The organism is Kitasatospora sp. NPDC048662 (assembly GCF_055587065.1).
This window is the reverse complement of the sequence record NZ_JBVJHA010000011.1, coordinates 81,354-107,925: the sequence shown is the minus strand read 5'-3', so window position 1 is coordinate 107,925 and position 26,572 is coordinate 81,354. Positions and strand designations below refer to the sequence as shown.

At 73.2% G+C, this 26,572-nt stretch carries 21 protein-coding genes and 8 tRNA genes; 13 read left to right on the top strand and 16 right to left on the bottom strand.

Annotated elements, in window-relative coordinates; all coding sequences use genetic code 11:
• Window positions 1-249: 249 nt before the first annotated feature.
• Window positions 250-1,023: an exonuclease domain-containing protein gene (locus ACZ6R9_RS26070; protein WP_465540660.1), complete on the top strand. Its 774-nt coding sequence runs from the start codon at window positions 250-252 to the stop codon at window positions 1,021-1,023.
• A 71-nt stretch (window positions 1,024-1,094) separates the two neighbouring features.
• Here the strand turns inward: ACZ6R9_RS26070 and ACZ6R9_RS26065 are convergent.
• Together ACZ6R9_RS26065 and ACZ6R9_RS26060 are read right to left on the bottom strand one after the other, a co-directional pair.
• Window positions 1,095-1,166: transfer RNA gene (locus tag ACZ6R9_RS26065), tRNA-Val, on the bottom strand.
• A gap of 213 nt (window positions 1,167-1,379) precedes the next feature.
• Window positions 1,380-1,451, bottom strand: a tRNA-Val gene (locus tag ACZ6R9_RS26060).
• A gap of 400 nt (window positions 1,452-1,851) precedes the next feature.
• Here ACZ6R9_RS26060 and ACZ6R9_RS26055 point away from each other — a divergent pair.
• The 3 genes from ACZ6R9_RS26055 to ACZ6R9_RS26045 all read left to right on the top strand — a co-directional run bounded on the left by ACZ6R9_RS26055 (window position 1,852) and on the right by ACZ6R9_RS26045 (window position 3,733).
• Window positions 1,852-2,265, top strand: coding sequence for an SsgA family sporulation/cell division regulator (locus ACZ6R9_RS26055; protein WP_030056266.1), 414 nt, complete (start codon window positions 1,852-1,854; stop codon window positions 2,263-2,265).
• Window positions 2,266-2,523: 258 nt separating this feature from the next.
• The gene (locus ACZ6R9_RS26050) at window positions 2,524-3,117 is read left to right on the top strand and encodes a CGNR zinc finger domain-containing protein (RefSeq protein WP_465540658.1); all 594 of its coding nucleotides are present in this window, start codon (window positions 2,524-2,526) and stop codon (window positions 3,115-3,117) included.
• 127 nt (window positions 3,118-3,244) lie between these two features.
• A complete protein-coding gene (locus tag ACZ6R9_RS26045) occupies window positions 3,245-3,733 on the top strand; it encodes a DsbA family protein (protein WP_380488948.1) in 489 nt (162 codons plus the stop codon).
• 55 nt (window positions 3,734-3,788) lie between these two features.
• Here the strand turns inward: ACZ6R9_RS26045 and ACZ6R9_RS26040 are convergent, their stop codons facing one another.
• The 3 genes from ACZ6R9_RS26040 to ACZ6R9_RS26030 are packed head-to-tail and all read right to left on the bottom strand — an operon-like array spanning window position 3,789 to window position 6,538.
• On the bottom strand, window positions 3,789-4,631 hold the full coding sequence (locus ACZ6R9_RS26040) for a GNAT family N-acetyltransferase (RefSeq protein WP_465540656.1): 843 nt from the start codon (window positions 4,629-4,631) through the stop codon (window positions 3,789-3,791).
• A gap of 49 nt (window positions 4,632-4,680) precedes the next feature.
• Window positions 4,681-5,499, bottom strand: coding sequence for an aminotransferase class IV (locus ACZ6R9_RS26035; protein ID WP_380488950.1), 819 nt, complete (start codon window positions 5,497-5,499; stop codon window positions 4,681-4,683).
• 22 nt (window positions 5,500-5,521) lie between these two features.
• Window positions 5,522-6,538, bottom strand: coding sequence for a chorismate-binding protein (locus ACZ6R9_RS26030; protein ID WP_465540747.1), 1,017 nt, complete (start codon window positions 6,536-6,538; stop codon window positions 5,522-5,524).
• 310 nt (window positions 6,539-6,848) lie between these two features.
• Here ACZ6R9_RS26030 and ACZ6R9_RS26025 point away from each other — a divergent pair.
• From ACZ6R9_RS26025 to ACZ6R9_RS25985, 9 genes are all read left to right on the top strand, one after another.
• Window positions 6,849-6,921 (top strand) — tRNA-Gly (locus tag ACZ6R9_RS26025).
• Between the two features lie 64 nt (window positions 6,922-6,985).
• Window positions 6,986-7,059: transfer RNA gene (locus ACZ6R9_RS26020), tRNA-Cys, on the top strand.
• Between the two features lie 37 nt (window positions 7,060-7,096).
• Window positions 7,097-7,171 (top strand) — tRNA-Val (locus ACZ6R9_RS26015).
• A gap of 33 nt (window positions 7,172-7,204) precedes the next feature.
• Window positions 7,205-7,276, top strand: a tRNA-Val gene (locus ACZ6R9_RS26010).
• A gap of 35 nt (window positions 7,277-7,311) precedes the next feature.
• Window positions 7,312-7,383, top strand: a tRNA-Val gene (locus ACZ6R9_RS26005).
• 35 nt (window positions 7,384-7,418) lie between these two features.
• Window positions 7,419-7,493, top strand: a tRNA-Val gene (locus ACZ6R9_RS26000).
• Between the two features lie 868 nt (window positions 7,494-8,361).
• Window positions 8,362-10,287: a serine/threonine-protein kinase gene (locus ACZ6R9_RS25995; RefSeq protein ID WP_465540654.1), complete on the top strand. Its 1,926-nt coding sequence runs from the start codon at window positions 8,362-8,364 to the stop codon at window positions 10,285-10,287.
• A gap of 80 nt (window positions 10,288-10,367) precedes the next feature.
• The gene (locus tag ACZ6R9_RS25990; RefSeq protein ID WP_380487293.1) at window positions 10,368-10,925 is read left to right on the top strand and encodes a hypothetical protein; all 558 of its coding nucleotides are present in this window, start codon (window positions 10,368-10,370) and stop codon (window positions 10,923-10,925) included.
• Window positions 10,926-10,996: 71 nt separating this feature from the next.
• Window positions 10,997-11,365: a hypothetical protein gene (locus ACZ6R9_RS25985; protein ID WP_380487291.1), complete on the top strand. Its 369-nt coding sequence runs from the start codon at window positions 10,997-10,999 to the stop codon at window positions 11,363-11,365.
• A gap of 15 nt (window positions 11,366-11,380) precedes the next feature.
• Here ACZ6R9_RS25985 and ACZ6R9_RS25980 read toward each other — a convergent pair whose 3' ends face one another.
• The 11 genes from ACZ6R9_RS25980 to ACZ6R9_RS25930 form a co-directional block, all read right to left on the bottom strand.
• The gene (locus ACZ6R9_RS25980; protein ID WP_465540652.1) at window positions 11,381-12,133 is read right to left on the bottom strand and encodes a hypothetical protein; all 753 of its coding nucleotides are present in this window, start codon (window positions 12,131-12,133) and stop codon (window positions 11,381-11,383) included.
• Between the two features lie 64 nt (window positions 12,134-12,197).
• Window positions 12,198-13,001, bottom strand: a complete 804-nt coding sequence (locus tag ACZ6R9_RS25975; protein ID WP_465540651.1) for a TrmH family RNA methyltransferase — start codon at window positions 12,999-13,001, stop codon at window positions 12,198-12,200.
• Window positions 13,002-13,196: 195 nt separating this feature from the next.
• The gene (cobA, locus tag ACZ6R9_RS25970; RefSeq protein WP_380487285.1) at window positions 13,197-14,426 is read right to left on the bottom strand and encodes a uroporphyrinogen-III C-methyltransferase; all 1,230 of its coding nucleotides are present in this window, start codon (window positions 14,424-14,426) and stop codon (window positions 13,197-13,199) included.
• A 126-nt stretch (window positions 14,427-14,552) separates the two neighbouring features.
• Entirely contained in the window at window positions 14,553-18,416 is a 3,864-nt protein-coding gene (cobT, locus tag ACZ6R9_RS25965; protein WP_465540648.1) for a nicotinate-nucleotide--dimethylbenzimidazole phosphoribosyltransferase, read from the bottom strand.
• 405 nt (window positions 18,417-18,821) lie between these two features.
• On the bottom strand, window positions 18,822-20,060 hold the full coding sequence (cbiE, locus tag ACZ6R9_RS25960; protein WP_380487281.1) for a precorrin-6y C5,15-methyltransferase (decarboxylating) subunit CbiE: 1,239 nt from the start codon (window positions 20,058-20,060) through the stop codon (window positions 18,822-18,824).
• A gap of 162 nt (window positions 20,061-20,222) precedes the next feature.
• Window positions 20,223-20,849 carry a GNAT family N-acetyltransferase gene (locus tag ACZ6R9_RS25955; RefSeq protein WP_465540646.1) on the bottom strand — a complete coding sequence of 209 codons (627 nt, stop codon included), beginning with the start codon at window positions 20,847-20,849 and terminating at the stop codon, window positions 20,223-20,225.
• Window positions 20,850-21,004: 155 nt separating this feature from the next.
• The gene (locus ACZ6R9_RS25950) at window positions 21,005-21,841 is read right to left on the bottom strand and encodes a MetQ/NlpA family ABC transporter substrate-binding protein (protein WP_380487277.1); all 837 of its coding nucleotides are present in this window, start codon (window positions 21,839-21,841) and stop codon (window positions 21,005-21,007) included.
• Window positions 21,842-21,910: 69 nt separating this feature from the next.
• Window positions 21,911-22,690 (bottom strand): methionine ABC transporter permease, encoded by a 780-nt coding sequence (locus ACZ6R9_RS25945; RefSeq protein ID WP_465540644.1) that lies wholly within the window; start codon window positions 22,688-22,690, stop codon window positions 21,911-21,913.
• Window positions 22,687-23,730 (bottom strand): methionine ABC transporter ATP-binding protein, encoded by a 1,044-nt coding sequence (locus ACZ6R9_RS25940; RefSeq protein WP_465540642.1) that lies wholly within the window; start codon window positions 23,728-23,730, stop codon window positions 22,687-22,689. The genes ACZ6R9_RS25945 and ACZ6R9_RS25940 overlap by 4 nt, the downstream gene beginning before the upstream one ends.
• A 421-nt stretch (window positions 23,731-24,151) precedes the next feature.
• Window positions 24,152-24,643, bottom strand: coding sequence for a GNAT family N-acetyltransferase (locus ACZ6R9_RS25935; protein ID WP_380487271.1), 492 nt, complete (start codon window positions 24,641-24,643; stop codon window positions 24,152-24,154).
• Between the two features lie 291 nt (window positions 24,644-24,934).
• On the bottom strand, window positions 24,935-26,299 hold the full coding sequence (locus ACZ6R9_RS25930) for an FAD-binding oxidoreductase (RefSeq protein WP_380487269.1): 1,365 nt from the start codon (window positions 26,297-26,299) through the stop codon (window positions 24,935-24,937).
• Between the last annotated feature and the right edge of the window lie 273 nt (window positions 26,300-26,572).

Genomic DNA, 26,572 nt, shown 5'->3' with positions numbered 1-26,572 from the left:
CCTGACGTTCTGGCTATGGGGTGCAGCACAACCGCTGCGTTGTGCATGGTACCGAGCCGTGCCGGGTCCCTGTCGCCAAGGCCCGTGGCGGCCGCGGTGATCGTTCGATCACTTTCTGCCACAAAGGGGGCGCCGGGCACGGTTGACTTTCCATCAACTGCGGTATCACTTGGACACGGCGCGGCGCTCCGCCGGTCCTCGGTGGCAGCGCCGCCCGGCAAGGGTTCGCGCGGCGTCTGAGGGGGCGTCATGCCACAGCTCGGTTCCTGGTTTCACGGCCCGCTGGCGTCTTTCGACACCGAGACCACGGGTGTGGATGTCGAGCGGGACCGGATCGTCTCGGCCGCCCTGGTGGTGCAGTCCGCTCCGGGTGGCCCGGCGGCCGTTCGCAGTTGGCTGGCGAATCCGGGGGTTCCCATTCCGGCGCAGGCCCGGGCCGTGCACGGTATTTCCGACGAGCGGGTGCGGGCGCACGGCCGTCCGCCGCGCACGGTGGCGGTGGAGGTGGCGCTCGCGCTGGCCGAGCAGTCCCGGGCGGGGGTGCCGCTGGTGGTGATGAACGCCCCCTACGACCTGACGTTGCTGGACCGGGAGTTGCGCCGGCACGGGGCGGGTTCGCTGGCGGAGGTGCTGGGTGGCGCGGAGTTGCTGGTGCTGGATCCGCGGGTGCTGGACAAGCAGGTGGACCGTTACCGCAAGGGCCGGCGCACGCTGACCGATCTGTGCGGGCACTACGGGGTCTCGCTGGTGGGTGCGCACGATGCGGCGGCGGATGCGCTGGCGGCACTGGAGTTGGTGCGGGCGGTGGCGTCCCGGCATGCGGAGCGGCTGGGCGGGTTGTCCCCGGCGGAGCTGCATCTGCGGCAGGCGGTGTGGCACGCGACGCAGGCGCGCGGCCTGGAGCGCTGGTTCGAGCGGGCGGGTACGCCGGAGCGGGTGGACACGGCGTGGCCGCTGCGGCCGGCCCGCTGCCGGTGCGGTGAGCGTCTGGAGCCGGGCCACGCTTGCGAGTTGGCGGCCTGACGGGACGACAGCAACGACAGCAACGCGGAAGGCCCCGACCTGATGGTCGGGGCCTTCCGCGTTGTGCTCGGTGGGCGATACTGGGATCGAACCAGTGACCCCTTCGGTGTGAACGAAGTGCTCTCCCGCTGAGCTAATCGCCCGGGCAACGAGATGAACAGTAGCACTACTTGGGCCCGGGTATCCAATCCGTTCCCCGACGGCCCCCCAGATCCCGTGCCGGGCCCGCCCGTTGAATGGCTTCCGTGCCGGGCGGGCCAGTTGAATGCCCGTCAGAACTCGAGAGTGGGAACACGGAAAAGGCGTGGGGCTCCGACTTGTTAATCAAGTCGGAGCCCCACGCCTTTGCATTCCGGTGGGCGATACTGGGATCGAACCAGTGACCCCTTCGGTGTGAACGAAGTGCTCTCCCGCTGAGCTAATCGCCCGGGTGCAGAAAGAACATTACCCCATCTGCGCGGGTGCTCCGACCACCCCCGCCCCTCGCCGCGTCCGATCCGCACCCCGGGGCCCCGACCAGCGGTGTCGGCCGGGCCGGCCGTGCGGGCGGCGGACGGGGCGGCGCTCCGGGCGGGTCCGGAGGCGGCAGCTTCGTGCGTTCCTCCAGCCACCCGGCCGCCGCTCCGGTGCGACCGCCGGTAATCCCTGCCGTTACCGGGCAGGGCGGTGGCCGACCGGGCCGTTCGGGGGATTCCGCAATGCGCCGGAAGGGGTACGACTCGCACCGGAATCGGGACAGACGGGTTTACACCGGGCTTTCAGGTGGGATGGTCCGTTCGCCGACGTGCGATTCCCCGAGCGCACACTGAGCGAAAGGCCCTGGCGCTTATGAACACCACGGTCAGCTGCGAGCTGCACCTGCGCCTCATCGTGTCCAGCGAGTCCTCACTGCCCGTCCCCGCGGGCCTGCGCTACGACACTGCCGACCCCTATGCCGTGCATGCGACGTTCCACACCGGAGCAGACGAGACCGTGGAGTGGGTGTTCGCCCGCGACCTCCTCGCGGAGGGGCTGCACCGACCGACCGGTACCGGCGACGTCCGGGTGTGGCCGTCCCGCAGCCACGGTCAAGGCGTGGTTTGCATCGCCCTGAGCTCTCCGGAAGGAGAGGCACTGCTGGAGGCCCCGGCCCGGGCGCTTGAGTCCTTCCTCAAGCGGACGGACGCCGCGGTGCCGCCCGGCACCGAACACCGTCACTTCGACCTCGACCGGGAGCTGTCCCACATCCTCGCCGAGAGCTGAACCCGAACGAGTTACGGCCCGCCGTCGCGCGGCGGCGGGATCGCCTCGATGCGCACCGTCCTACTCGGGGGCACGGTCGCAGTTCACTGCCGCCCGCCGGCGGCCTCGGGGCCCGGCCCCGGGCGTTCCCTCCCACCGGAGCGGACGCCCGGGGCTAAGCCGCGTCCGGGCCCGAACGGCGGCCCGGGCCGGTAGAGTCGGGCCCCGCGTTGACCGACGCGGCGGCCCTCGGGCCGCCGCCGCGTGAGGAGTTCCCACGTGCTGATCACCCATGACACCGAATGCGCGCTGAGCATCCTGGTGGAGCTGCTGAACACCGCGCCGGAGGCTTGCGGCAGTGAGCAGCTGCCCGATGTGGCGGCGCTGCGCGCCTTCGTGGTCCGGCAGGAGATCAGCGAGATCGACTCGCTCGGTCCGGCCGACCTGGCCACGGTGCACGAGCTGCGCGACCGGCTGCGCGAGGTGTTCTCGGCCGGCACGGTCGAGCGGGCCGCGGAGCTGGTCAACGCGCTGGTCGCCGACGCCGGGACCACGCCCCGGCTGACCAACCACGACCACCACGGCTGGCACATCCACTACTTCGCCCCGCACGCCGCGGTCGGGCGGCACCTGGCCGCCGAACTGGGCATGGCGCTGGCGTTCATCGTGATGGCCGGCGAGCTGGAGCGGCTGCGCCGCTGCGAGGCGCCGGACTGCGCCCGGGTCTTCGTCGATCTGTCCCGCAACCGTTCCCGCCGCTACTGCGACAGCCGCACCTGCGGCAACCGGCTGCACGTGGCCGCGTACCGGGCCCGGCAGCGCTCGGCGGAGGCCGCCGGGGCGGTGGCGGCCGCAGCGGCGGCCGGACGCTAGCCGCTGCGCGCCGCCGGTCGGGGCGGGGCCGGTCGGGGCGGGGCCGGTCGGGGCGGGGCGGGGCCGGTCGGGGCGGGGCGGGGCCGGTCGGGGCGGGGCGGGGTTGTGGACCTGGGAGACTTGGGGCATGAGCGATTCCTCCCTGCCCCGCGTCGAGTTCTGGTGCGACCTGCTGTGCCCCGACTGCCGCACCGCGCTTGCGGACATCCACGCGCTGCGCGCCCGCTTCGGTGACGGGCTGACCGTCGAGGTGCGGCACTTCCCGCTGGAGAAGCACAAGTTCGCGTACCCGGCGGCGGAGGCCGCGGCCGAGGCGTTCGAGCAGGGGCGCGGCTGGCCGTTCGTCGAGGCGCTGCTGGCCCGGCTGGAGGACGTGGAGCGCGACGGGGCGCAGGCGCTGGTGGAGATCGCCGGGGCGGCCGGTCTGGACGCGGACGAGGTGGACACCGCGCTGATCGACGGCCGCCACATGCTGCTGGTCGACTCGGACGTGGCCGAGGGCCGGGCGATCGGCGTCACGGGCACCCCGACGTACGTGGTGGCCGGCAAGCGGCTGGACGGCGGCAAGTCCCAGGACGGGCTGCTGGAGCGGATCGTCGAGCTGTTGGGCGGCTGACCTCCCCGGTGTCGGTGGCGGCGGGGCGGTCAGGCCCGTTTCGGAGCGGCCGGGCTCAGAGCAGCGGCTTGCTGAGCCTGCGCAGGGTGACCTGGTAGCCGAGCGATTCGTAGAGCGCGATCGCCACGCCGTTGTCGGCGAACACGTTGAGCCCCAGGTCGTGGACGCCGGCGGTGAGGCATTCGCGTTCGGCGAGCCGCATCAGGGTGCGGCCGTGGCCGTGGCCGCGGTGGTCCGGGGCGACCTCCACCAGCATCACCCACGCCAGTGGGCGGCCGTCCGGCAGGCTGGCCTGGCGCAGGGCGACCCAGAGGCAGCCGAGCACGTTTCCGTCCGCGTCGAGGAGTTGGCGCAGCACGGTGTCCGGGGTGTCCGGGCCGGCCGACAGGGCGCGCCGGTGGTCGTGCTCCGATTTCGCGGTGGCTTCGGCCGCGCCGAGACCGGAGTCGATCAGCTCCTGCCGGTAGCCCGCGATCGCGGTCTGTTCCCAGGCCGGGTACTCCTTCGGTCCGATCCGGCGGTCCGTCAATCCCGGTGGCAGTTGCGGGAGTTCGGTGAGCGGTTTGATCATGTTGCGCATCCGCTCGGTGTAGCCGAGGGCGTGGGCCAGCCGCAGGCCGGCCTCGGCGTCGGCGGGCACCATGACGTCGACCCGGGTGCATCCCCAGGAGCGCAGCACTTCTTCGGCGGCGAGCACGGCGACGGTGCCGCGGCCCCGCCGCCGTCCCTCGGTGACCTCGAGTTCGCTGATCTCGCCCGGACAGAACCCTTCTCCGGGCCAGGCGGTCGTCCGCAGGCCGCCGACCGGGTGTCCGTTCACCATGATGTGCCAGCGCCGCGTCCGCCCGTCGTTGGCCGCGGCCTCCTCGGCCCCGTCCGGCCGCAACGTGGTAGTCATACCGGCTCCCTTCCCTCCGCCGCCCGAGTTCTACCGCACCCGGCCTGGGTCAGACGGGGTCGCTGTTCCGGGCTGCGTGGTGGGCGAAGATCTCCATGGCTTTGCGGGTCACCGGGCCGATGGCGGGCAGGGTGCGGGAGTTGACGCGGGTGACGGACTGGACGTCGCGGAGGGTGGAGGTGAGGAAGACTTCTTCGGCTTCGGCGAGGGCTTCGAGGGGGACGTCGGTCTCTTCGGCGCCGGTCCAGTCGATGACGAGTCGGCGGGTGATGCCGGCCAGGCAGCCGGAGGAGAGGGTGGGGGTGAGGAGGCGGCCGTCGAGGACCAGGAAGACGTTGGAGCCGGTGCCTTCGCAGAGTTGGCCGGCGGTGTTGGCGAGGAGGGCTTCGCTGGCGTCGGCGCGGTGGGCGGCGGCGAGGGCGATGACGTTCTCGGCGTAGGAGGTGGTCTTCAGGCCGGTGACGGCGGAGTGTTCGTTGCGGCGCCAGGGGACGGTGACGACGGCGGTGGTGTCGGGCCGGCGCTGGGCGCTGCCGAGGGCGACGACCAACGTGGGTGCGCTGTCGCCGCGTTCGGAGCCGAGCGGGGCGCGGCCGCCGGTGTAGGTGATGCGCAGGCGGCCGAGCGGCAGCGGCTGCGCGGCGAGGACGGCGGCGCAGGCCTCGCGGACCTGGTCGTGGTCGGGGTCGGGGAGACCGAGGCCGCGTGCGGAGCGGGTGAGGCGGTCGAGGTGGCGGGTGAGTGCGAAGAGCCGGCCGTTCTCGGCCTTGACGGTTTCGAAGACGCCGTCGCCGACGGTGAGTCCGTGGTCGAGGACGGAGAGTGTGGCCTCGTCCTCGGTGGTGAGGGTTCCGTTGACCCAGATCATCGGCGCGGTGCTCCTTGACGTCTCAGGCGGGGGTGCCGGTGGAGGCTATCGCCACCAGCCTGGCGGCTTTGAGTTCGGTTTCGCGCCATTCGCGGTCCGGGTCGGAGTCCCAGGTGATTCCGGCGCCGGTGCCGAATTTCAGGACGGGCCGGCCGCTGTCCCGTTCGATCCAGAACGAGCGGATTCCGACGGCGAGTTCGGCCTCGCCGCGGTCGGCGTTGACCCAGCCGATGGCGCCGCAGTAGGGGCCGCGGGGGGCGGTCTCCAGTGCGCGGATGATGCGCAGGGCGCTGCTCTTGGGGGCGCCGGTGACGGAGCCGGGCGGGAAGGTGGCGTCGAACAGTCGCGGCCAGCCGGCGTCGGCGTGCAGGCGTCCTTCGACGGTGGAGACGAGGTGGACCAGGCCGGGGTGCTTCTCGACGGCGCACAGGTCGGGGACGGTGACGGTGCCGGTGTCGCAGACCTGGCCGAGGTCGTTGCGGACCAGGTCGACGATCATCACGTTCTCGGCGTGGTCCTTGTCGAGCAGGTCGTGTTCGGTGCGGCCGGTGCCCTTGATCGGGCCGGAGCGGACGGTGCGGCCGTGCCGGCTCAGGTAGAGCTCGGGTGAGGCGGTGGCGATTTCGACGCCGTGGTCGGGGAGCCGGACGGTTCCTGCGTACGGCGCGGGGTTGTGGGCGGCGAGCAGGCCGGTGAGGGCGTCGATGTCGGTGCGCTCGGGGTCGGGCAGCGGTGCGCTCAACACCCGGCAGAGGTTGGCCTGGTAGACCTCGCCGGCGGCGATGTGTTCGCGGATTCGGCGCACTCCGGCGCGGTAGGCGTCGGCGTCGAGGGAGGTGTGCCAGCTGTCGGGGGCGGGGCCGCGCCAGTTGTGGGTGGCGGGCGGGGCGGGGTCGGGGCGGACGTCCTCGAAGCGGGCGCAGGTGAGGCGGCCCTCGAAGTCGTGGGCGACGGCCCAGAATCCGCCGCGGTCGAGGGCGGCGGGGTCGTGGGTGACTTCCCGCAGACCGGTGGCGAGGCGTCCGGCGAAGCGGGCCATCGGCTGGTGGGGGCTGAGCGGGGCGGTGCGGCCGGACACGGTTCTCCTGCGCGGATTCGCGGATTGCGGTGCTGCCCGTGGCGCCCGCGCGGGCGCGGGCGTGGGCGCCGGGGGATCGCCCCGGTACCGAAAGTCTAGGTCGCGGGCCTGCTGGAACGTTCCGGTCGGGCCCGACGGTTGGGCATCCGGCGGCCACCACCGCGCCACGCTGCGGGAACGGATTTTTCAGCTGGGCCGGGAATCCGCTAGAGTTCAACACGTCGCCAGGGAGCGCAGCCGGGGAAAACCGGAAGAGCTTCCAGGGAGACAGGCGGACGTGGCTCAGTTGGTAGAGCATCACCTTGCCAAGGTGAGGGTCGCGAGTTCGAATCTCGTCGTCCGCTCGACGGAGAACAGGTAAGGTCGTTCTCCAAGGGGAACGGGTAAGATCGTTCTTCGAAGTTGCCTGGTGGAGTGGCCGAGAGGCGAGGCAACGGCCTGCAAAGCCGTGTACACGGGTTCAAATCCCGTCTCCACCTCCAAGAGGCACCGCCCGGTTCCGACCGGGTGGTCCTCCCTGCGCGATTAGCTCAGCGGGAGAGCACTACCTTGACACGGTAGGGGTCACTGGTTCAATCCCAGTATCGCGCACCACAGGCAAGGCTCCTCGGAGCGCCTGACACCCCCGCGCGATTAGCTCAGCGGGAGAGCACTACCTTGACACGGTAGGGGTCACTGGTTCAATCCCAGTATCGCGCACTGATCTTCGGATCCTTGATCTCCGGATCAACCCCGCGCGATTAGCTCAGCGGGAGAGCACTACCTTGACACGGTAGGGGTCACTGGTTCAATCCCAGTATCGCGCACTGATCTTCGGATCCTTGGTCTTCGGACCGACCCCGCGCGATTAGCTCAGCGGGAGAGCACTACCTTGACACGGTAGGGGTCACTGGTTCAATCCCAGTATCGCGCACCACACTTGAGAGCCGCTGTCCGATATTCGGACGGCGGCTCTCGGCATTTGCGGGTGCAGCGGCAGACATGGGAATGGCCGGGAACAACACGCCCTCACCGACGTGTTGTTCCCGGCCACCGGGTGAGCCGGAGCTGCAGCCTGCGCCACTCATTTCGTCCGTCCACGACTTGATGAGGGTTGCTCCGGCCGGCGAAGACCCCTACCCCATGGGGGGTCAGCGCCCGATCAGGTCGGCGACCGCTTGGGTCTGGATCGCCAGTTGGTCCCACACCCCGAACAGGGCCATCAGCAGGATCGCGCAGGGCAGGGCAATGGCAAGGGCGATCATCGGGTGCCGGGTCTCCGCGGGGTGCGAAGACAGTGGCCGGCGGCGATGGGCTCTGCTGAGCGGTGCCATGTCTGCTGTGCTCCTGCCGGGCTGCGGTGCTGCGGTCGGGTCGGGGACGGGTGGTACTGCTTGGCAGCGAGGACGGTCATTCTCGGGGGACGAGCGGGGCCGTCCTCGCTGTGAACAACGGTAGGCGGAACGGCTTTCCGGATCGTCATGCCGTCGTACCGTTCTGATCGCCTCCGCTGGTAGGAGGAGAGACGGGGCGATGTACGCCTGGAGTCGGAGACGGGAGTGCGCGGACCCCTTAGGCGACCCTGACAGTGCCCCCTGGGGGAGCGCCGGATTGCCGGTGGGGCAAGGGGTTTGGCGGTGCGCCACTCACCGCGATCTGACAATCCGACCGGCGGTTCCAGTGTTGCGTGTCGGCACGGGGCCACTACCAGTCCGTAAGCTGTGCCGAGACAGTTGTCTGACGATGCCCCAAATCCGACGGGGCCTCACCCCACAGGCTGACGGAACGGGAACGGGTACGGGCAAATGGCAATGATGCGGCTGCGGCGTGAGGACCCCCGCATCGTCGGCCCGTACCGGCTGCACCGGCGGCTGGGAGCCGGCGGGATGGGCGTGGTCTTCCTCGGTTCGGACCGGAAGGGGCAGCGGGTCGCGCTGAAGCTGATCCGCGCCGAACTCGCCGAGGACGCCGAGTTCCGCACCCGGTTCGCCCGGGAGATCGCGGCGGCCTCCCGGATCCGCGGCGGCTGCACGGCCCGGGTGATGGGCTCCGACATCGAGGCCGACCGCCCGTGGCTGGCCACCGCGTACGTGCCCGGGCCCTCGCTGTACAAGCAGGTCTCCGAGGAGGGCACGCTGGCCTGGCCGGACGCGGCGCGGATCGGCGCGGCGCTGGCCGACGGACTGGTGAAGGTGCACGAGGCGGGGGTGGTGCACCGCGACCTCAAGCCGTCGAACATCCTGCTGTCTCCCAAGGGCCCGCGGATCATCGACTTCGGCATCGCCTGGTCGCGCGGCGCGTCCACCCTCACCCACGTCGGCACGGCGGTCGGCTCGCCCGGCTTCCTGGCGCCCGAGCAGGTGCGCGGCGCGGCGGTGACGCCCGCCACCGACGTGTTCGCGTTCGGGGCGACGCTGGCCTTCGCGCTGACCGGGGAGTCGCCGTTCGGGTCGGGCGCCTCGTCCGAGGTGATGCTGTACCGGGTGGTGCACGAGGAGCCTGACCTGTCCGGGATTCCGCCGGTGCTGGCCCCGGTGGTCGCGGCCTGCCTGGCCAAGGAGCCGTCCGAGCGCCCGCCGGCGGCCGCGCTGCACGAGCGGCTGAGCGAGCTCGCCGCGCGCGGGGGCGGCCGGGCCGCCCGGGCCGCCGCCCGCGCCGAGGAGCGGCCCGTGCCCGCGCCGACCGCCCCGGCGGAGGGCCCGGCCGGTGGGCGGCCGGACGGTGCGCCGGTGCGCCGCCCGGCCGGCCCGCAGGGCGCCGCCGCTCCCGGCGCGGGCCGCCGTCCCGCCGACCCTCCGCGCGCGGCGGCCGGTGCGCCGCCCGTCCGCCCGTCCCCCGTACCGCCGCCGAATGCCGACGGTGCGGCGGTGGCAGGGGGACGGCCGGTGGCGGCCGCGCCCGCGACGGCCCGGCCGGAGGTACGTCCGGACGCCCGCACCGAGCGGGTGCGGCGCCCGGTCCGGGACGGCGACACGGTGCGCGAGCGCCGGCCCGCCGCCCCCGCCGGGCGGGAGCGCACCCCGGTGCCCGGCCGCGACCGCACTCCCCCGCCCGGACGTCCCATGGGCACCACCCGGCCGACGGCACGTCAGCGGCTGATGCGCCAGCGGCTGGTGGTGTTCGTCACCGTGACGCTCGGGGTGGCGCTGGCCATCGCGGTCGCGCAGGGCTGCGAGAGCCGTGCCACGCACAGCCTCGGGCCGGCGCCGACGGCGACCGCCCCCGTGAAGCCGACCTCGGGCGCGACGCTGTCGGTGGACAGCCTGAACACCGTCGGCCACGGCGGCTCGGGCCTGGGCCCGGCGCTCGGCAGCCCGCCGTCCGTGGACTGGCTCAACCGCAGCTACCCGGACCCGTCCGTCGGACCGGCCATCCAGCTGCGCGAGGGCCACTCGACCGACGCGGGCGCGCCCGTCACGCTGACCGCCGTGCTGCCGGCCCGCTACCGGGACGCCCCGGCGACGCTGGTGGTGCTGCGCCGGGTGGAGGGCTCCGTCCCCGTCGACCTGGTGCAGCTGTACGGCTTCACGGGCGACGCCCCGGTGCTGATCGGCGGCCGGGCGTCCACCGCCAACCCCGAGGCAGGGGCGGTGTGGCGGGTGGAGAACGGCGCCCTGATCCGCGAGGAGCGGGTGGACCGCACCGGCGCGGTCTCCTCGACCCGCTACACCGTCCGGCAGGACGGCAGCCTGGAGGAGTCCTGGCCGGGCGCGGGCGTGTCCGGGAACTGAGGCCCGCCTGGGGCCCGCCTGGGGCCCGCCGTTCAACTGCCGGTGACGGTCTGTCAGTGCCCGGCGGGAGCATGTGCCGCATGATGTGGACGACCGACGCGATGCATGTCGCGTACTGCCAGTATTTCCTGTACGGCCCGGAGTTGCCGGACGGCTGGGACGCGCATGCGCTGGCCCGGCTGTTCCACGGCAACGGGGTGGCGGCCGGGTGCCCGGACCACCTGACGGTGCTGTGCGGCACCCACACCGGGCTGATCCGGCTCGGCGTGGAGCGCGCGGCGGAACGTCCGGCCGAGCCCGGGCCGGAGTGGGAGAGCGCGGTGGAGCTGTCCCTGTACAGCAGCGGCGAGTTGCGGCTGCGGGCCTGGGACGGCGTGGACATCACCGAGGCGGGCAACCTGGCGCACGCCGGCCGCGGCTGGTACCGGGTCCGGGTGCAGACCCGGGGCCGCGACCGCGGCCGGGAGACCGACACCGCCGCCCGCCCCGTCGAGGAACACCGCCTGACGCTCTGGCCCGCTCCCCCGGCCCCCGACCTGGTGCTGCGGGTCGGCGACCTGACGGGCCGCCGCCACCACAACCCGCGGCGGCCCGCGCCGCAGCCGATATCGCCTCCGGCGGCGCGTCGCGCGGCCTGACCTGCGGGCCGGTGGCCGGTGGCGGCGGATAATGATCCGCAGTGCACGGCGAGCCGGGAGGTGGCGGAGCAATGACGCTGGTGGCAGGGCAGCGCGTCACGTTGGTGACGGATCTGACGCTGGGTGAGGCGTTCGGTGACGGGGAGGCAGCAGTCGGGTTCCTGCTGCTGGCGGCGGGTGTCGAGGGCACCGTCGAGCAGGTGGCCGAGGTGCCGCCGTCCGAGGAGGTCCGCGAGTACCAGCGGCTGCGGGCGCTGTTCGACGACTACGGGCACACCATGCCCGCGGAGAGCCGCAAGGCGCTGGAGGGGCAGATCGCGTCCCTGGAGCCGCACTGGGAGGCGTACGGCGAGCGCGGGCCGCAGGTGTCCGTCCGGGTCCGCTTCGACAACGGGTACGTGCTGGACGCGGCGGACGAGACGGTGCTGAAGGCGCTCTGAGGACGCTTCGGGCCGTCAGAAGCGGTCGGGGCCGGACCACTCGTACCAGTCGTTGCCCAGCGGGGTGTAGTAGCCGAATGCGGGCGCGCCGGACGGGAAGTACGCGTAGCCGTGGTGGGCGAACAGGCCGGTGCCGGCGATGGCGAACTTGACGCCGTCGTGGGTAACTTCGGTCTCGGCGAGACGGTAGCCCGCGACCCATTCGGGGCGCGCCTCGTGGGTGGCCAGGGCGTGTTCGGCCCAGTCGGTGAGTGCCGGGCGGGCCAGCGCGAAGCGGGCCTCGGCCGGGTCGGTCTGGGTGACCGTCAGCGCGGTGGCGGCCACCAGCAGCGGAGCCACCGCCCAGCGCCAACGGCCGGCCGGGCCTCCGGCGGGCCCGGCAACGGGCCACTGCTGCCACAGCAGCCAGGCGAACGGCAGGCCGATCAGGGTTAGCACGCCGACGCTGAGCAGCGCCATGTCCTGGCCGGGGACGCTGATGCCCAGCACGACGGCGGCACAGCCCAGCGCGACGCCGAGCAGTGCGCTGGTGCCGGGGCGACGCAGCCGGGTGAGCGGCCAGGACACCGTCGCGCCGACCACCACCACGCCGATCAGCAGCAGGGGGAAGGCGAGCCCGATCATGAACAGCGGGAGCAGCGTGAACTGGTTGTGCAGTCGCCCGTCCGGCAGCGCCACGACGGCGGTCAGCATGGCCGCGACCAGGATCGGGCCGCGGAAGCCCGGGAACGTCAGGCGGCGGAGAGCGGCGGCGCCGTTGGTGATCATGGCGCCATGTCTACCGTAGATCTGCCCGGCGCGGAACCCTCAACTTCCGTTGTAGCGGCGGGAGTCAGCCGTGATTCACCGCGTAGAACGCGATCGCGGCGGCGGCGCCGACGTTGAGGGAGTCGATGCCGTGTGCCATCGGGATGCGGACCCGCTGATCGGCGGCGGCGAGGGCCTTCGGGGTGAGGCCGTCGCCCTCGGCGCCCAGCATCAGGGCCGCCCTGGGGAGGAGATGGGACTTGGCGACCGTGAAGTCCTCGGCGCCGGACGGGGTGAGCGCGAGCAGTTCGAAGCCGGCCTCGCGGACCGCAGCGAGAGAATCCGGCCACGGATCGAGGCGGGCGTACGGGACGGAGAACACCGCGCCCATGGACGTCTTCACGGCGCGGCGGTAGAGCGGGTCGGCGCAGTCCGGGGAGAGCAGCACGGCGTCCATGCCGAGAGCGGCCGCCGAGCGGAAGATCGCGCCGAGGTTGGTGTGGTCGACCAGGCCCTCCAGCACGGCAACCCGGCGGGCGCCGTCGAGGACCTCGGCGGCGGTCGGCAGGGGCTTGCGTTCCATCGAGGCGAGGGCGCCGCGATGGACGTGGTAGCCGGTGACGCGCTCTGCGAGGGCCGGTTCGACGAGGTGGACGGGGGCGTCGGTGTCGGCGATCACGTCGGACATCACGCCGAGCCACTTGGCGGTGAGCAGCATCGACCGCATGCGGTAGCCCGCGGCAAGGGCGCGGCGGATCACCTTCTCGCCCTCGGCGATGAACAAGCCCTCGGCCGGTTCGCGCCGACGGCGGAGCTCGACGTCGGTGAGGTCGGTGTAGTCGCTCAGCCGGGGGTCGGCGGCGTCGGTGACGGTGGATGGCTCAGACACTTGATGATTTTCGCACGTCGGAGCGGCCCTTCAGGGGCTGGTGGGTGCGAAGCCAGGGACTCGGAGCGGTTGGTCGCGGCTGTGGCGGGCGGGCCTTACGGCGGGGGCCCGAAACTACGGAACGCTCAGCGCCCCCGTGACCAACCGCAGACTTGGCCTCGCCGTTCCCCGAGCCCCTGGCGGGGCTCTCGATCGCTACCCCAGGACGTTCACCACGTCGCCGATGACGATGACCGCTGGGGGCTTGATGCCCTCGGTGAGGACGGTTTCGCCGATGGTGGCGAGGGTGGCGTCGATGCGGCGTTGGGCGGTGGTGGTGCCCTCCTGGACGACGGCGACGGGGGTGTCGGCGGGGCGGCCGTGCTTCAACAGCTCGGCAGCGATCTTGGCGATCTTGTCGACGGCCATCAGGAGGACCAGGGTGCCGGTCATGCCGGCGACGGCCTGCCAGTTGGTGAGGGAGCGTTCGCCGGGGCCGACGTGGCCGGAGATGACGGTGAACTCGTGGGTGAGGCCGCGGTGGGTGACGGGGATGCCCGCGGCGGCGGGGACGCTGATCGAGGAGGAGATGCCGGGGACGACGGTGACAGGTACGCCGGCGTCCAGGCAGGCGAGGAGTTCTTCGCCGCCGCGGCCGAAGACGTACGGGTCGCCGCCCTTGAGGCGGACGACGAACTTGCCCGCCTTGGCGTGGTCGATCAGGGTCTGGTTGATCGCCTCCTGGGCCATGTAGCGGCCGTAGGGGATCTTCGAGGCGTCGATCACCTCGACGTGCGGCGGCAGTTCGGCGAGCAGTTCGCGCGGGGCGAGCCGGTCGGCGACCACCACGTCGGCGTCGGCGAGGAGGCGGCGGCCGCGCACCGTGATCAGATCGGGGTCGCCGGGTCCGCCGCCGACCAGGGCGACGCCCGCGCCGCGGGCGCGGTACTGGCGGGCGGCGAGGGAGCCGTCGCGCAGGCCGGCCACGATGGAGTCGCGCAGCGCGGCGGAGTGCCGGGGGTCTCCGGTGAGGACGGCGACGGTCGCACCGGCGTCGTGGCCGGAGGCGGGCGTCCAGGCGGTGGCGGCGGAGGCGTCGTCGCTGCGGGAGCAGAACACCCGCAGGCGTTCGGCCTCGGCGGAGACCGCGGTGTTGACGTCCGGGTCGTCGGTGGCGACCAGCACGTACCAGGTGTCGGCGAGGTCGCCGTCCTGGTACGGGCGCTGGTGCCAGGTGAGTTCACCGGCGTCGGCCATCGCGGAGACGGCCGGGGTGGTGGACGGGGATATCAGGTGCAGGTCGGCGCCGGCGGCGATCAGTGCGGGCAGGCGGCGCTGGGCGACCTGGCCGCCGCCGATCACCACGACGCGGCGGCCGGCCAGCAGCAGCCCGACGGGGTACGGGGTGAGGCCCTGGGTGGACGGGTGCGGGTGGGGCGCGGTCATCGGCGGGAGCTCCTGGGTGGGCGGCGGTGCGGGAACCCCGTACCGGACGCGCCCTCGGGCCGGGTACGGGCCGGCGTCCGGCCGTCCCGTTTCAACAGCGGGGACGGGCCGGACGCCGGTGGTGGATCAGGCCTTCTCGGTGACTCCGGCGGAGTCGAAGGTGGCTACATCGTGCATCGCCCGGGCGGCGCTCTGCACCAGCGGCAGGGCGAGCAGGGCACCGGTGCCCTCGCCCAGGCGCAGGTCCAGGTCGATCAGCGGGCGCAGGCCGAGCCTGGCGAGCGCGGTCTGGTGGCCCGGCTCGGCGGAGCGGTGCCCCGCGATGCAGGCGGCCAGCACCTCCGGCGCGATGGCCTTGGCGACCAGTGCGGCCGAGCCGGCGATGACGCCGTCCAGAATCACCGGGATGCGCAGTGAGGCCGCGCCGAGCAGGAACCCGGCGAGCGCGGCGTGCTCCAGCCCGCCAACGGCGGCGAGCACGCCGATCGGGTCGGCCGGGTCCGGCTTGTGCAGCTCCAGGGCCTGCCGGATCACCTCGACCTTGCGGGTGTGGGTGGCGTCGTCGATGCCGGTGCCGCGTCCGGTCACCTCGGCCGGGTCGGTCTCGGTGAACACCGAGATCAGCGCGGCGGAGGCGGTGGTGTTGGCGATGCCCATGTCGCCGGTGATCAGCACCTTGTTGCCGGCCGCGACCAGGTCGCGGGCGGTCTCGATGCCGACCTCGATCGCGCGGACGGCTTCGTCGCGGCTCATCGCCGGGCCCTGCGTCATGTCGTCGGTGCCGGGCTTGACCTTGCGCGGCAGCAGGCCGGTGGTGCGGCCCTGCTGGATGGCGTCCGGGAGTTCGGCGGCCACACCGACGTCCACCACGCACACCTCGGTGCCGACCTGCGCGGCGAACGCGTTGACCACCGCTCCCCCGGCCAGGAAGTTCCCGACCATCTGCGCGGTGACCTCCTGCGGCCACGGCGTCACGCCCTGGGCGTGCACCCCGTGGTCACCGGCGAAGATCGCCACACAACCCGGCTCCGGGATCGGCGGCGGGCACTGGCGGGCCAGGCCGGACAGCTGCGCCGCGATGACCTCCAGCACGCCGAGCGACCCGGCGGGCTTGGTCATCCGCTTCTGCCGGTCCCACGCCTCGCCGAGCGCCTTGGCGTCCAGCGGGCGGATGCTGCGCAGCGTGTCGGACAGCAGGTCGTGCGGCTCCTCGCCGGGCAGCGCGCGGTTGCCGTACTGCTCCTCGTGCACCACCCAGGACAGCGGGCGCTTCTTCGCCCAGCCCTGCTGCTGGAGCTCCGGCTCGTCCGGGAACGCGTCCACGAAGCCGACGCACAGGTAGGCGACGACCTCCAGGTGCTCGGGCAGGCCGAGTTCGCGGACCAGCTCCTCGTCGTCGAAGAAGCTCACCCAGCCGACGCCCAGCCCCTCGGCGCGGGCCGCCAGCCACAGGTTCTCCACCGCCAGGGCCGCCGAGTACGGGGCCATCTGCGGCTGGGTGTGCCGGCCCAGCGTGTGCCGGCCGCCGCGGGTGCGGTCGGCGGTCACCACGATGTTGACCGGCGTCTCCAGGATCGCCTCGATCTTGATTTCCTTGAACTGCTTCGCCCGGCCCTTGGGCAGCGAGTCCGCGTACGCCTCGCGCTGACGCTCCGCCAGCTCGTGCATCTTCCTGCGGGTCTTCGCGGACCGGATCACCACGAAGTCCCACGGCTGCGAGTAGCCGACGCTCGGCGCGGTGTGCGCCGCCTCCAGCACCCGGATCAGCACCTCGTGCGGAATCGGGTCCGGCCGGAAGCCGTTGCGGACGTCGCGCCGCTCGCGGATCACCTGATGCACGGCCTCCCGGCCCGCCTCGTCGAAGCCGGGCGCGGCGGGGCCGCGGGGCTCCTCAGGCTCGGCGGGGACGTCGGCGGTCTCGGTGGGGACGGACGCAGCGTCGGGCTCGGCCTCGGCGGCGGGCTCGGTGGCGGCGTCGGCGGTCTCGGCGGTCTCGACGGGAACGGGCTCGGGGGTCTCGGCGGCCTCCGGGGCTTCCTCGGAGGTGGTGGGCTCGGGAGCTTCGGCGGGCTGCGGCGCGGCCTCCGGTTCGGCGGCGGGCTCGGCCTCGGGAGCGGGTTCCGGGGTTGCGGTGGCCTCGGGGGTCGGCTCGGCGGCGGGTGCCGGCGTCTCGGTGGCGGGTTCGGCCGGGGTCTCGGCCTCCGCCGCCTGCGCGGGCGCGACGGCCTGCGCTTCCTCGGTCGGCGCGGCGGCCTCGACGGCCTCGGTGGTCGCGGTGGTCGCGGTGGCCTCGACGGATTCGGTGGCGGGCTGCGGCTCGGCCGACGGCGTCTCGGGCGTCAGCAGCGGCAGCCCGGCGGGCGCGGCAAGGAACGCCGAGATGCGGCGGTGCGCACCCCGTCCGCCCGACTTCGTGGCCTGCGCGGGGATCGGCTGCTCCGCGGCCTCGCCCTCGGGCGCCTGCGCATCGGCGGCCTGCGGCGCGGGCTGCTCGGCGGGCTGCTCGGCGGCGGCCCCCGGCTGCTCGGCCGGCGGGGCGTCAGTGGCGGCGGCCTCGGGCTGCGGCTCCGACGGCGCGTCAGCCGCCTCGGCCGCGACCGGCTCGGCCGCGACGGGCTCAGCGGCAACCGGCTTGGCCTCGGGCTCGGCGGCAGGCGTCTCGGCCGCCGGGGCCTCAGTGGCCGGGGCCTCGGCCGCCGGGGCTTCGGCGGCCGGGGCTTCGGCGGCCGGTTCTTCGGCAGCCGGAGTTTCCACCGGGGCCGCCTCGGTGGCGGGTGCCTCGGCCACCGGCTCTGCGGCAGCGGGCTGCTCCACGGCCGGGGTCTCGGCGGCCGGGGTCTCGGCGGCCGGGGTCTCGGCGACCGGGGCGGTCTCGGCGGTGGGCGCCGGGGTGTTCACGGGGGCGGCGGACTCGACCGGCTCCACGAACACGGGCGCCAGGTTCGCGGCGGGTGCGGGGACCGCCACGGCCTCCGGCGCGGGCTGCGCGGGGGCCTCGGCGACAGCGGGCTCGGGCTCGGCCGCGACGGGGGCGGCGGGAGCGACCGCAATCGGCTCGGCGGCCACCGGCTCGACGGCGATCGGCTGCGCGACGGCGGCCTCCGGCTCCCCGGCGGGCGCGTCCCCGGTGGGCGCTTCCTCGGCGGGCGCGACCGGCTCGGCCGGGGCAACCGGCTCGGCGACGGCTGCGGCCGCAGCGGCCTCCACCACCTGCGGCTGCACGGGCGCGGGCACCTGCGCGGCGGCCTGCGCGGGTCCGGCCTGTGCGGGTCCGGCCTGTGCGGGTCCGGCCTGTGCGGGCACCGGCACCGGCTGGGCCTGTACGGCCTGCGGCTGGGCCGGTTGCGATTGCGGTTGCTGCACCGTTTCGGCGTTGACCACGGGCACCCCGAACGCGGGCGTGCCGCCCGGGGTGGACGGGCCGCGGTCGGCCAGCGAGCGGACCGGGACCTGGCCGGTCATCAGCGACGGGTCCGGGATCGGCGGGCCGGCGTGCAGCGGGCGGCGCTGCTGAGGCGGCGTCAGCAGCGGGGCGGCAGCCGGCTGCGCCTGCGGGGCCGCGACCTGCGGGGTGCCGGCCACCGGAGTGCTCTCCGCCACCGGCTCCGCCGGTTCGGCGCCCGGCTCCGCGGTGAGCACCGGCGGCGCGAGCGGCGGCCAGGACGGCTCGACGGGGGTACCGGGCGGCTGCTCGGCGGCCGGTTCGGTGACGGGTTCGGCGGCGGCTGCCGGGGCGTCGGCGGCCTCGGTCGCCTCGACGGTGCCGTGCACGGCATCGCCCCAGGCGGTCTGGGGGCCGGGCATCAGCAGAACGTCGTCCTCCTCGTCGCCGTCGGGCTGGTCGAGGAAGGTGTAGGCGGGCCGCTGCTCGCCGTGCCATCCGGCAGCGGGCGGAAGGGGCGCGCCGAGGTGGTGCTCCGGCGCGGGCCCGCCGGGCCCGGTTTCGGGCGCGAGGGGACCGGCGTGGGGGGCGTGGCCGCCGTCGGTCATGTCAATGCTCCTTCCAGGCCGCTTGCGCGTCCTTGGCGGGTGTCCCGGAGGCCCCGCCCACTTCGCCGGGGCGGAGCCGCACCGACCCGTCCCTTACTCCATCGGTCGTCACCCTCAGGGGTGGCGTGCCATCAGAAACAACGACAGCCCCGGGCAACCGGCACGACGGCGCGGCCGCTTTCGGACCCTCACGGCATTCTTCCGGGCAGGTGCGCACCGCGTCGAATGCCCGCGAAGCGGGCTGTTCGGGTTGCAGTGCGTCAAATCGGCCGTAATCATGCCGGATCGGACACGGTGCTGCCGTGACGAATTGCGCCCCGGGGAAACCCTACCGGCCGCGACCGAACCGTTCTCGAAACCCTGTCCGGATGCGACGGGGATCACCGTACCGCCCGGGCCTGACGGTCAGTCGTGCGGTTCGGCCCAGATCAGCAGGGTGTAGTCGCCGCGCCCGAAGGAGGGTCCGGCGCCGGCGGCCGGTTCGGCGCGCAGCGGGGCGGACTGGAGCAGCAGGCCGTCGGTGCGGTAGCCGGCGGTGTCGAGGATCTGCCGGGTTTCGCCGGCTTCGGCGAGGCTGCGGGCGACGGCGACGACACGTTCGGGTTTGCGGGCGACGACGGCGCGGACCATGGCGGGTCCGCCGTGTTCGACGGCGACGGCGTCGGGTTCGGGGAGGGCGCCGAGGACGTCGGGTCCGGTGCCGGTGGCGGTCTCGACCTCGACGCCGGCCTTGCGGGCGTTGGCGGTGATCCGGGCGCAGTCGGCGGGTTCGGCTTCGACGGCGACCACGGCGGCGCCGAACCGGGCGGCCTCGACGGCGAGGGCGCCGTCACCTGCGCCGACGGTCCACAGCAGGTCGCCGGGGGTGGGTGCGAGGCGGGCGAGGGCCAGCGCGCGGACGTGCGGGGGCAGTGCGCGGGGGCGTCTGGTGTCGGCGTCCGCGCCGGCGTACGCCCGGTTGGGGAGTGCCCAGCCGCGCTGCGATCCGGGGTGGTCGAGGGGTTTGCCGGCCAGCCAGCCGGCGGCGGCCTCGGTGGGTGGGACGTTGCCGATGACCAGGACGACGGAGGGGTCGCGCCAGTCGTGGTCGGGGACGCGTTCGGAGGTGAGGACGGTGACGTCCTCCTCGGGGGTGCCGAGGGCTTCGCAGACCACGAAGGTGCGGGGGACGCCGCGCAGCATCAGGGCGAGTTCGCTGGGTCCGGCGTCGGCGGTGGTGAGGACGGCGACCTTGGGGTGGGCGCGGCAGATGTTGGCGGCGCGGCGCAGTCGTCCGCCGTGGGCGGAGACCACCTGGGCGTCCTCCCAGGGCATGCCGGCCCGGGCGAAGGCGGCGGCCACCGAGGAGACGGCGGGCAGCACTTCGAGTTCGAGGCCGTACTCGGGGCGGCGCAGGGTGCGCACGACGCCGAAGAATCCGGGGTCGCCCTCGGCGACGACGACGGCGGTGCCGCGGTGGTCGGCGAGGCGGCGGGCGGCGGCCCGCAGGTCGGCGAGGCCGATGCGTTCGGCGCGTTCGGGGACGGGGAGTGCGGCGAGCTGGTAGCCCGCTCCGGCGACCAGGGTGGCTGCGGCGAGTGCGCCGGCGGCTGCCTGGGTCAGTGGGGTGCCGTCCCACCCGATGACCGTGATCCGGTCAGCCATCTGCGGCTGTTCTCCCTATGCCGTGTTCCGCCCCTGGTGGGTGTGCCGGTGCTGTGGTTCCGCCGCCGGTGTTCCCTGGGCAGAGGCTACCGCCTGGCCGGGGTGGTGCGGAGCAGTGGCACGCGCCGGGGGGCGCGCTCAGCGGCGCGGGGTGGGCGCCGGTCAGTGGCGCAGCGTGTGGTGCTGGTCGGCGGGGTGGGCGGGTTCGGGCGGGTCGAGGTCTTCGGGGAGCAGGCTCCACACGATCAGGTCGGTGTGTTCCTCCGGGCCGGGGCCCCATTCGCCGCCGCGGACTATCGCGGCGTTGCGCAGGACGCCTTCGCTGATCGCGCCGGTCTTCTGGGCGACCTGCTGGGCGGCGGTGTTGCCGGCGGCGGTGCGCAGTTCGAGGCGTTGGAAGCCGCGGTCCTCGAACAGCCACTGGGCGGTGCCGAGGACGGCTTCGGGGGCGTAGCCCTCGCCGCGGGCCCAGGGGGCGGTGACGCAGCGGATCTCGGTGGCGCGCAAGTGCCAGTCGGTGCGGTCGAGTTCGAGGAGTCCGACCAGACGCTGGGTGAGGTGTTCGGTGACGGCGAAAACGATTCCGCGTCCCCGGGTGCGGCGCTCGGGTGCCTGACGGGTGATCAGGTCGTGGGCGTCGGCCTGGGTGTAGGGCCGGGGGTGCTCGGTCCAGGTCTGGACGAGTTCGTCGGAGAGCATCGCGGTCAGGCCGGGGGCGTCCTGGTCCTCAAGGGCGCGCAGCAGCAGCCTTTCGGTGCTGATGGCTGTCTCGGGGAAGTTCGCAACCATGCCGTCTCTCCTCGCCGGGTCGTGGACACACCGTACGCCCCGCCCTTGTCGGGCGTGTCAGCGTACCTGTTCCGGTCCTGGCGGCTGGTCGGCACGGTGCCCCCGGCGGGGAGGCCGGGGGCACCGCGGGGGCTGACGGTGATTCAGCGGGTGACTCAGAACGCGGGGATGACGGCGCCCTGGAAGGTGTCGTCGATGTACTTCTTGACGGCGTCGGAGTGCAGCAGCTCGGCGAGCTTCTTGACCCGCGGGTCGTCCTGGTGGCCCTTCTTGACGGCCAGGATGTTGGCGTACGGGTTGCCCTGGGCCTTCTCCAGCACCAGCGCGTCGGTGGCCGGCTTGAGGTTGGCGCCGAGCGCGTAGTTGCCGTTGATGACGGCGGCGTCCACGTCGTCCAGGGAGCGCGGCAGCTGGGCGGCCTCCAGCTCCTTGAACTTCAGGTGCTTGGGGTTGGAGGCGATGTCGTCGGCGGTGGCGGTGGTGCCGGCGCCGTCCTTGAGGGTGATGATGTTGTTGTCGGCGAGCAGCTTGAGTGCCCGGCCCTCGTTGGTGGCGTCGCTCGGGACGGCGATCTGGGCGCCGTCCTTGAGGTCGGCGATGCTCTTGACCTTCTTGGAGTAGACGCCGAGCGGTTCCAGGTGGACGGTCTCGACGGAGACCACGTCGGTGCCGTTCTTCTTGTTGAAGTCGTCCAGGTAGGGCTGGTGCTGGAAGAAGTTCGCGTCCGCGGATCCGTCCTGGACCGAGGTGTTGGGGGTCACGTAGTCGCTGACCTCCTTGATGTCCAGCTTGAGACCGGCCTGGGCCGCCAGGTTGTCCTGCACGAACTTGAGGATCTGCGCGTGCGGGGTGGAGCTGGCGGCGACCACCAGGGGCTTGTTGGGGTCGGCCGGGGCGGCGGAGTCGGAGCCGCCGCTGGAGCAGGCGGTGAGGCCGGCGACGAGGCCGGCGGCGGTGGCGGTCAGGACGGTGGTCTTCAGAAACTTACGCACGAAAAGTGCCTTTCTGCGGGTGCGAACGGCCCGGGTGGGCCGGGGGCCGCTCCGGTGGGGAGCGGTGGTTCAGTGCGAGGAGACGAGGTCCTCTTCGATCGCCTCGGTGCTCTCCTCGGCGCTCTTCTCCGCGCGCGGCGCGGCCTTCGCGGCCTTCGCGGAGCGGAAGAGGCTCAGCGGGCTGCGGTAGTTGCCGCGGTGGGAGAGCCGGCGGGCGATCAGGTCGCCGAGCAGTTGCAGCGCGGTGACGATGATCACGAGTTCGGCGACGATGACCCACATGAAGGCGGTCTCGAAGCGCTGGTAGCCGTAGCGGACGGCGAGGTCGCCGAGTCCGCCGCCGCCGACCACGCCGGCCATGGTGGAGTAGCCGATCATCGCGATCAGGGTGGTGGTGACGGCGGAGACCAGCGAGGGCAGGCTCTCCGGCAGCAGGGTCTTGCGGACGATGGTGCCGGTGCCGGCGCCCATCGCCTTGAGCGCCTCGACCAGGCCGCCGCTCACCTCGCGCAGCGCGGTCTCCACCAGCCGGGCGAAGAACGGGATGGCGCCGATGGCGAGCGGGACGGTGGCGGCCTGCCAGCCGAGCGAGGTGCCGGTGAACAGCTTGGTGAACGGCACCACCGCGACGATCAGGATGACGAACGGGATGGAGCGTCCGACGTTGACGATCACCCCGAGCACCCGGCTGACGGCGAGGTTCTGCAGCAGGCCGCCCTTGTCGGTGAGCACCAGCAGCAGTCCGAGCGGCAGGCCGATCGCCAGGGTGGCGAGGCCGGCGATGCCGACCATCCCGAGGGTCTCCCAGGTGGCGGGCCACAACAGTTGCTGCATCCGGTCCCAGGTCATGCCGCCGCTCCGTTCGACAGGTCGAGGACGTCCACCTGGAGTCCCTGTTGGCGCAGGTAGCCGATCGGCACCACGTTGTCGGTGTGGCTGCCGGGCAGTTCGACCCGCATGCGGCCGACCAGGCGGCCGGCGATGGTCTCCACGGCGGCGCCGAGGATGTTGATGTCGATCTGGTAGGTGCGGGCCAGCTGGGAGACGAACGGCTGGGCGGGCGCGTCGCCCTGGAAGGTGATCTCCAGGACGGTGTGGTCGTCGCCCGCGCCCAGCGACACGGCGCCGGAGCCGAGGTCGCCGAGCGGGAACAGGTCGCGGGCGATCCGCGAGTGGCCGTCGGCGAGCAGGTCGGTGAGCTGTCCGCTCTCCACGACCTTGCCGCCGCGCATCAGGGCCGCGGAGTCGCAGACCGACTTGATGACGTCCATCTCGTGGGTGATCAGCAGCACGGTGAGGCCGAGTTGCTGGTTGAGGTCGCGCAGCAGGCCCAGGATCGAGCGGGTGGTCTCCGGGTCGAGGGCGCTGGTGGCCTCGTCGGAGAGCAGCACCTTGGGGTCGCCGGCCAGGGCGCGGGCGATGCCGACGCGCTGCTTCTGGCCGCCGGAGAGCTGGCCGGGGTAGCTGCGGGCCTTGTCGGCGAGGCCGACCAGGTCGAGCAGTTCGGCGGCCTTGCGGCGGCGGTCGTGCCGGTCCAGGCCGATGATCTCCAGCGGGAGTTCGACGTTCTGCTGCACGGTGCGCGAGGACAGCAGGTTGAAGTGCTGGAACACCATGCCGATCCGGCGCCGGGCCTCGCGCAGTTCGCGGCCGGCCCGGTGTTCGCTGCCGGCCAGCGCGGTCAGCTCGACGCCGTCCACGGTGACGGTGCCGGAGGTGGGCCGCTCCAGCAGGTTGATGCATCGGATCAGGGTGGACTTGCCGGCGCCGCTGGTGCCGACGACCCCGAACACCTCGCCCTGCCGCACGTGCAGGTCGACGCTGTCCAGCGCCAGGACGTCACGGCCCCGGGAACGGTAGACCTTGGTCAGGTCCTTGGTGGTGATCACAGCTGCTTCCGTTTGTTCGTCGGCGGACGACCGTTGGGGCATCCGCGGCAATGGCGGGGAACGGCACCTGGTGCCGGGAAGAGGATCGGGGGGCTGTCGTCGGGTCGGTCAGGGCTGCCGGTCGGACAGGCCGCGCGGGGTGGCGTGGCCCTGGCGAGTCATCGGCGGGACGGGACGTCAGCGGGTGCGCTGGGCGAAGGCTCTCAGCGACAACACATTCGACGGCACATGCGTCGCTCACCTGCCGGCGTCGCGCCGGTGGGGATGCATGTCGTCGTCGTGGTCATGGAACCCAGTAAATCAGACAATTGGTGAACGTCCCAACTCCCAGGACGTACCGTCCGACATGTGGACACGACCCTTGCGGGGCAAGGGAAACGGCACCCGACCCCGGTCCGGGGCGGGTGCCGAAATGGGTGGTTCAGGCCGCCAGCGAGGTCTCGCCGGACTTGGCCAGGGTGACGATCGACAGCCGGCGGGAGACCTCGCGCACCTCGGTCTCGCGGTAGCCGAGGCTCTGGTACAGCCGAATGTTGCCGAGGCTGCGGTGGCCGGTGAACGCTTCGAAGCGGGCGGCGCCGTCCTCGGCGAGCTGTGCCTCCAGCGCGGTCAGCAGGCGGCGGCCGAGGCCGTGCCGCTGCATCCGCGGGTGCACCACCAGCTTGCCGATCCGGCCGACCCCGGCCTCGTCCACCGAGCCGCGCACCGAGCCGACCACCTCCTCGCCCAGGCGGGCCACCAGGACGCGGTGCCCGGCGAGTTCGGTCTTCAGGCTCTCCAGGCTCTGGGTCAGCGGTTCGAGGGTCCAGTCGCTGTACAGCTCCGCCTCGCTCTGGTAGCCGAGGTACTGGAGCTTGAGGATCTGCTCCGCTTCATCAGGTCCTGCCGCTGCGATGATCACACTCATGCCCATGTGCGGGGGCCTCCATCGTCAATCGCCCGGCGCGCACGAGTGAGGGTCTGGCACCGGCCTTGTCCGAGGTGTGCCCGGACGGGGATCGGCCCGGCCCGGGAAAAGCGCGACACGTCCCACCGGACGGTGGCCTGACGGACCGGAACTGACGCGCTCACGCTCAGCATCCGGACGGTCGGACCACGGTCAAGAGAGACGTTCGCCACCGCTCTACCCAGCCGACCGCTGTTCTCAACCTCCCGGACGCCCGACGTGGCGAGCGTCACGCCTCCCCCCGGCGCGGGCCGGCCGTCACCCGCTCGGGCGGATGTTCTGGTTCACCCGGAACAGGTTCCCCGGGTCGTAGCGGTCCTTCAGCGCCACCAGCCGCTCGTACTTCGCCAGCCCGTAGGCCTCCACCACCGGCCCCTGGCCCTCCACACCCATCAGGTTCACGTACGCCCCGCCCGAGGAGAACGGCCGCATCGCCTCCAGGCACTGCCGCACCCATGCCACCTGCGGCTCCGCCGGGCCGGTGGTCCACCGGCCCACCGCGCTCAGCAGGTACGGGGCCTGCCGGTAGGTGTACGCGCTGTCCTCCGCGCCCACCCGGGCCACCGCGCCGCCCAGGAACGCCAGTTGGGCGTGCGCGTCCGGCGAGGGCAGGGCCGCCACCTGCTCGGCCAGGCGGCCGATCGCCGCGTCGTCCAGCACCGACAGGAACTCCGACCGGCCGAACACGCCCGCGCCCGGGCCCCGGCCGGGGTCCAGCATCTGCTGCCACAGCGTGTACGGGCGGGTCTGCACGGTGTCCGCCACCACGCCCGGCAGTGCGCGCAGCGGCGCCACCACCTCCCGGCCGCGATCGGCCCGGCCGGCCCAGCACAGGCCGATCCGCACCGCCGCCCCCGACGGCAGCTCCGGCACCCCGCGCGGGTGGCCGAACTCACAGGCCACCGTCAACCCGTCCGGGGCCTGCGCCATGAAGTCCCGCACCGCCGCCACCGTCGCCGCCAGCGCCTCCCCCGGCAGGTACAGCGCCCCGCACAGCACGTGCGGGCCCACCCGGTGCAGCCGGTACGTGAACGAGGTGACCACCCCGAAGTTCCCGCCGCCGCCGCGCAGCCCGGCGAACAGCTCCGGGTGCGAGGCCGCGCTCGCCGTCAGCAGCCGGCCCTCGGCGGTCACCACGTCCGCCTCCACCAGGTTGTCGCAGGTCAGCCCGTACGCCCGGGTCAGCCAGCCGATGCCACCGCCCAGCGTCGTCCCGGCGATGCCCGCCGCCGAGTACGGCGCGCCGGGCGTGGCCAGCGCGAAGGCCTGCGTCTCGTGGTCGAACCCGCCCCAGGTCGCACCGGGCTGCGCCCGGGCGGTCCGCCGTTCCGGGTCCACCCGCACCCCCGTCAGGCCGGACAGGTCGATCAGCATCGCGCCCTCGCCCGTCCCGAGCCCGGCCAGGCTGTGCCCCGCGCCTCGGACGGCCACCGGCAGGCCGTGCTCGCGGGCCACCACGACGGCCTGGAGCACGTCCGCGACCCCGGTGCACCGGGCGATCACCTCGGGCCGGCGGTCCACCGCCGCGTTCCACACCTCCCGCGCCCGGTCGTACCCGGCGTCCCCGGGCACCACGATCTCGCCCCGGAACCCCTCGGCAAGCGCCACGGCTGCATCGGACATGGATCCAGCCTAGGCCGGGCCCGCGCCGCCCGCTCCACCGGAATCGGAGGGGTGGAATCCGGAAGCTGATGACGAAGGCAATAGCGGCGCTTTGCCGGAGTGATGCCCGTCACTGATCATTCTCGCGGACGGTGATCATGCGAACGAATTATCCCGCCATCCGTCGCGGATGCCCCATTTCGGTCCGCCACCACACTGTCACGGATGGTCACAACTGCCATGTTCGGCCAAGCCAGGCCTGCTTGCTGTCCTCGTACGCACCCGGACATCATC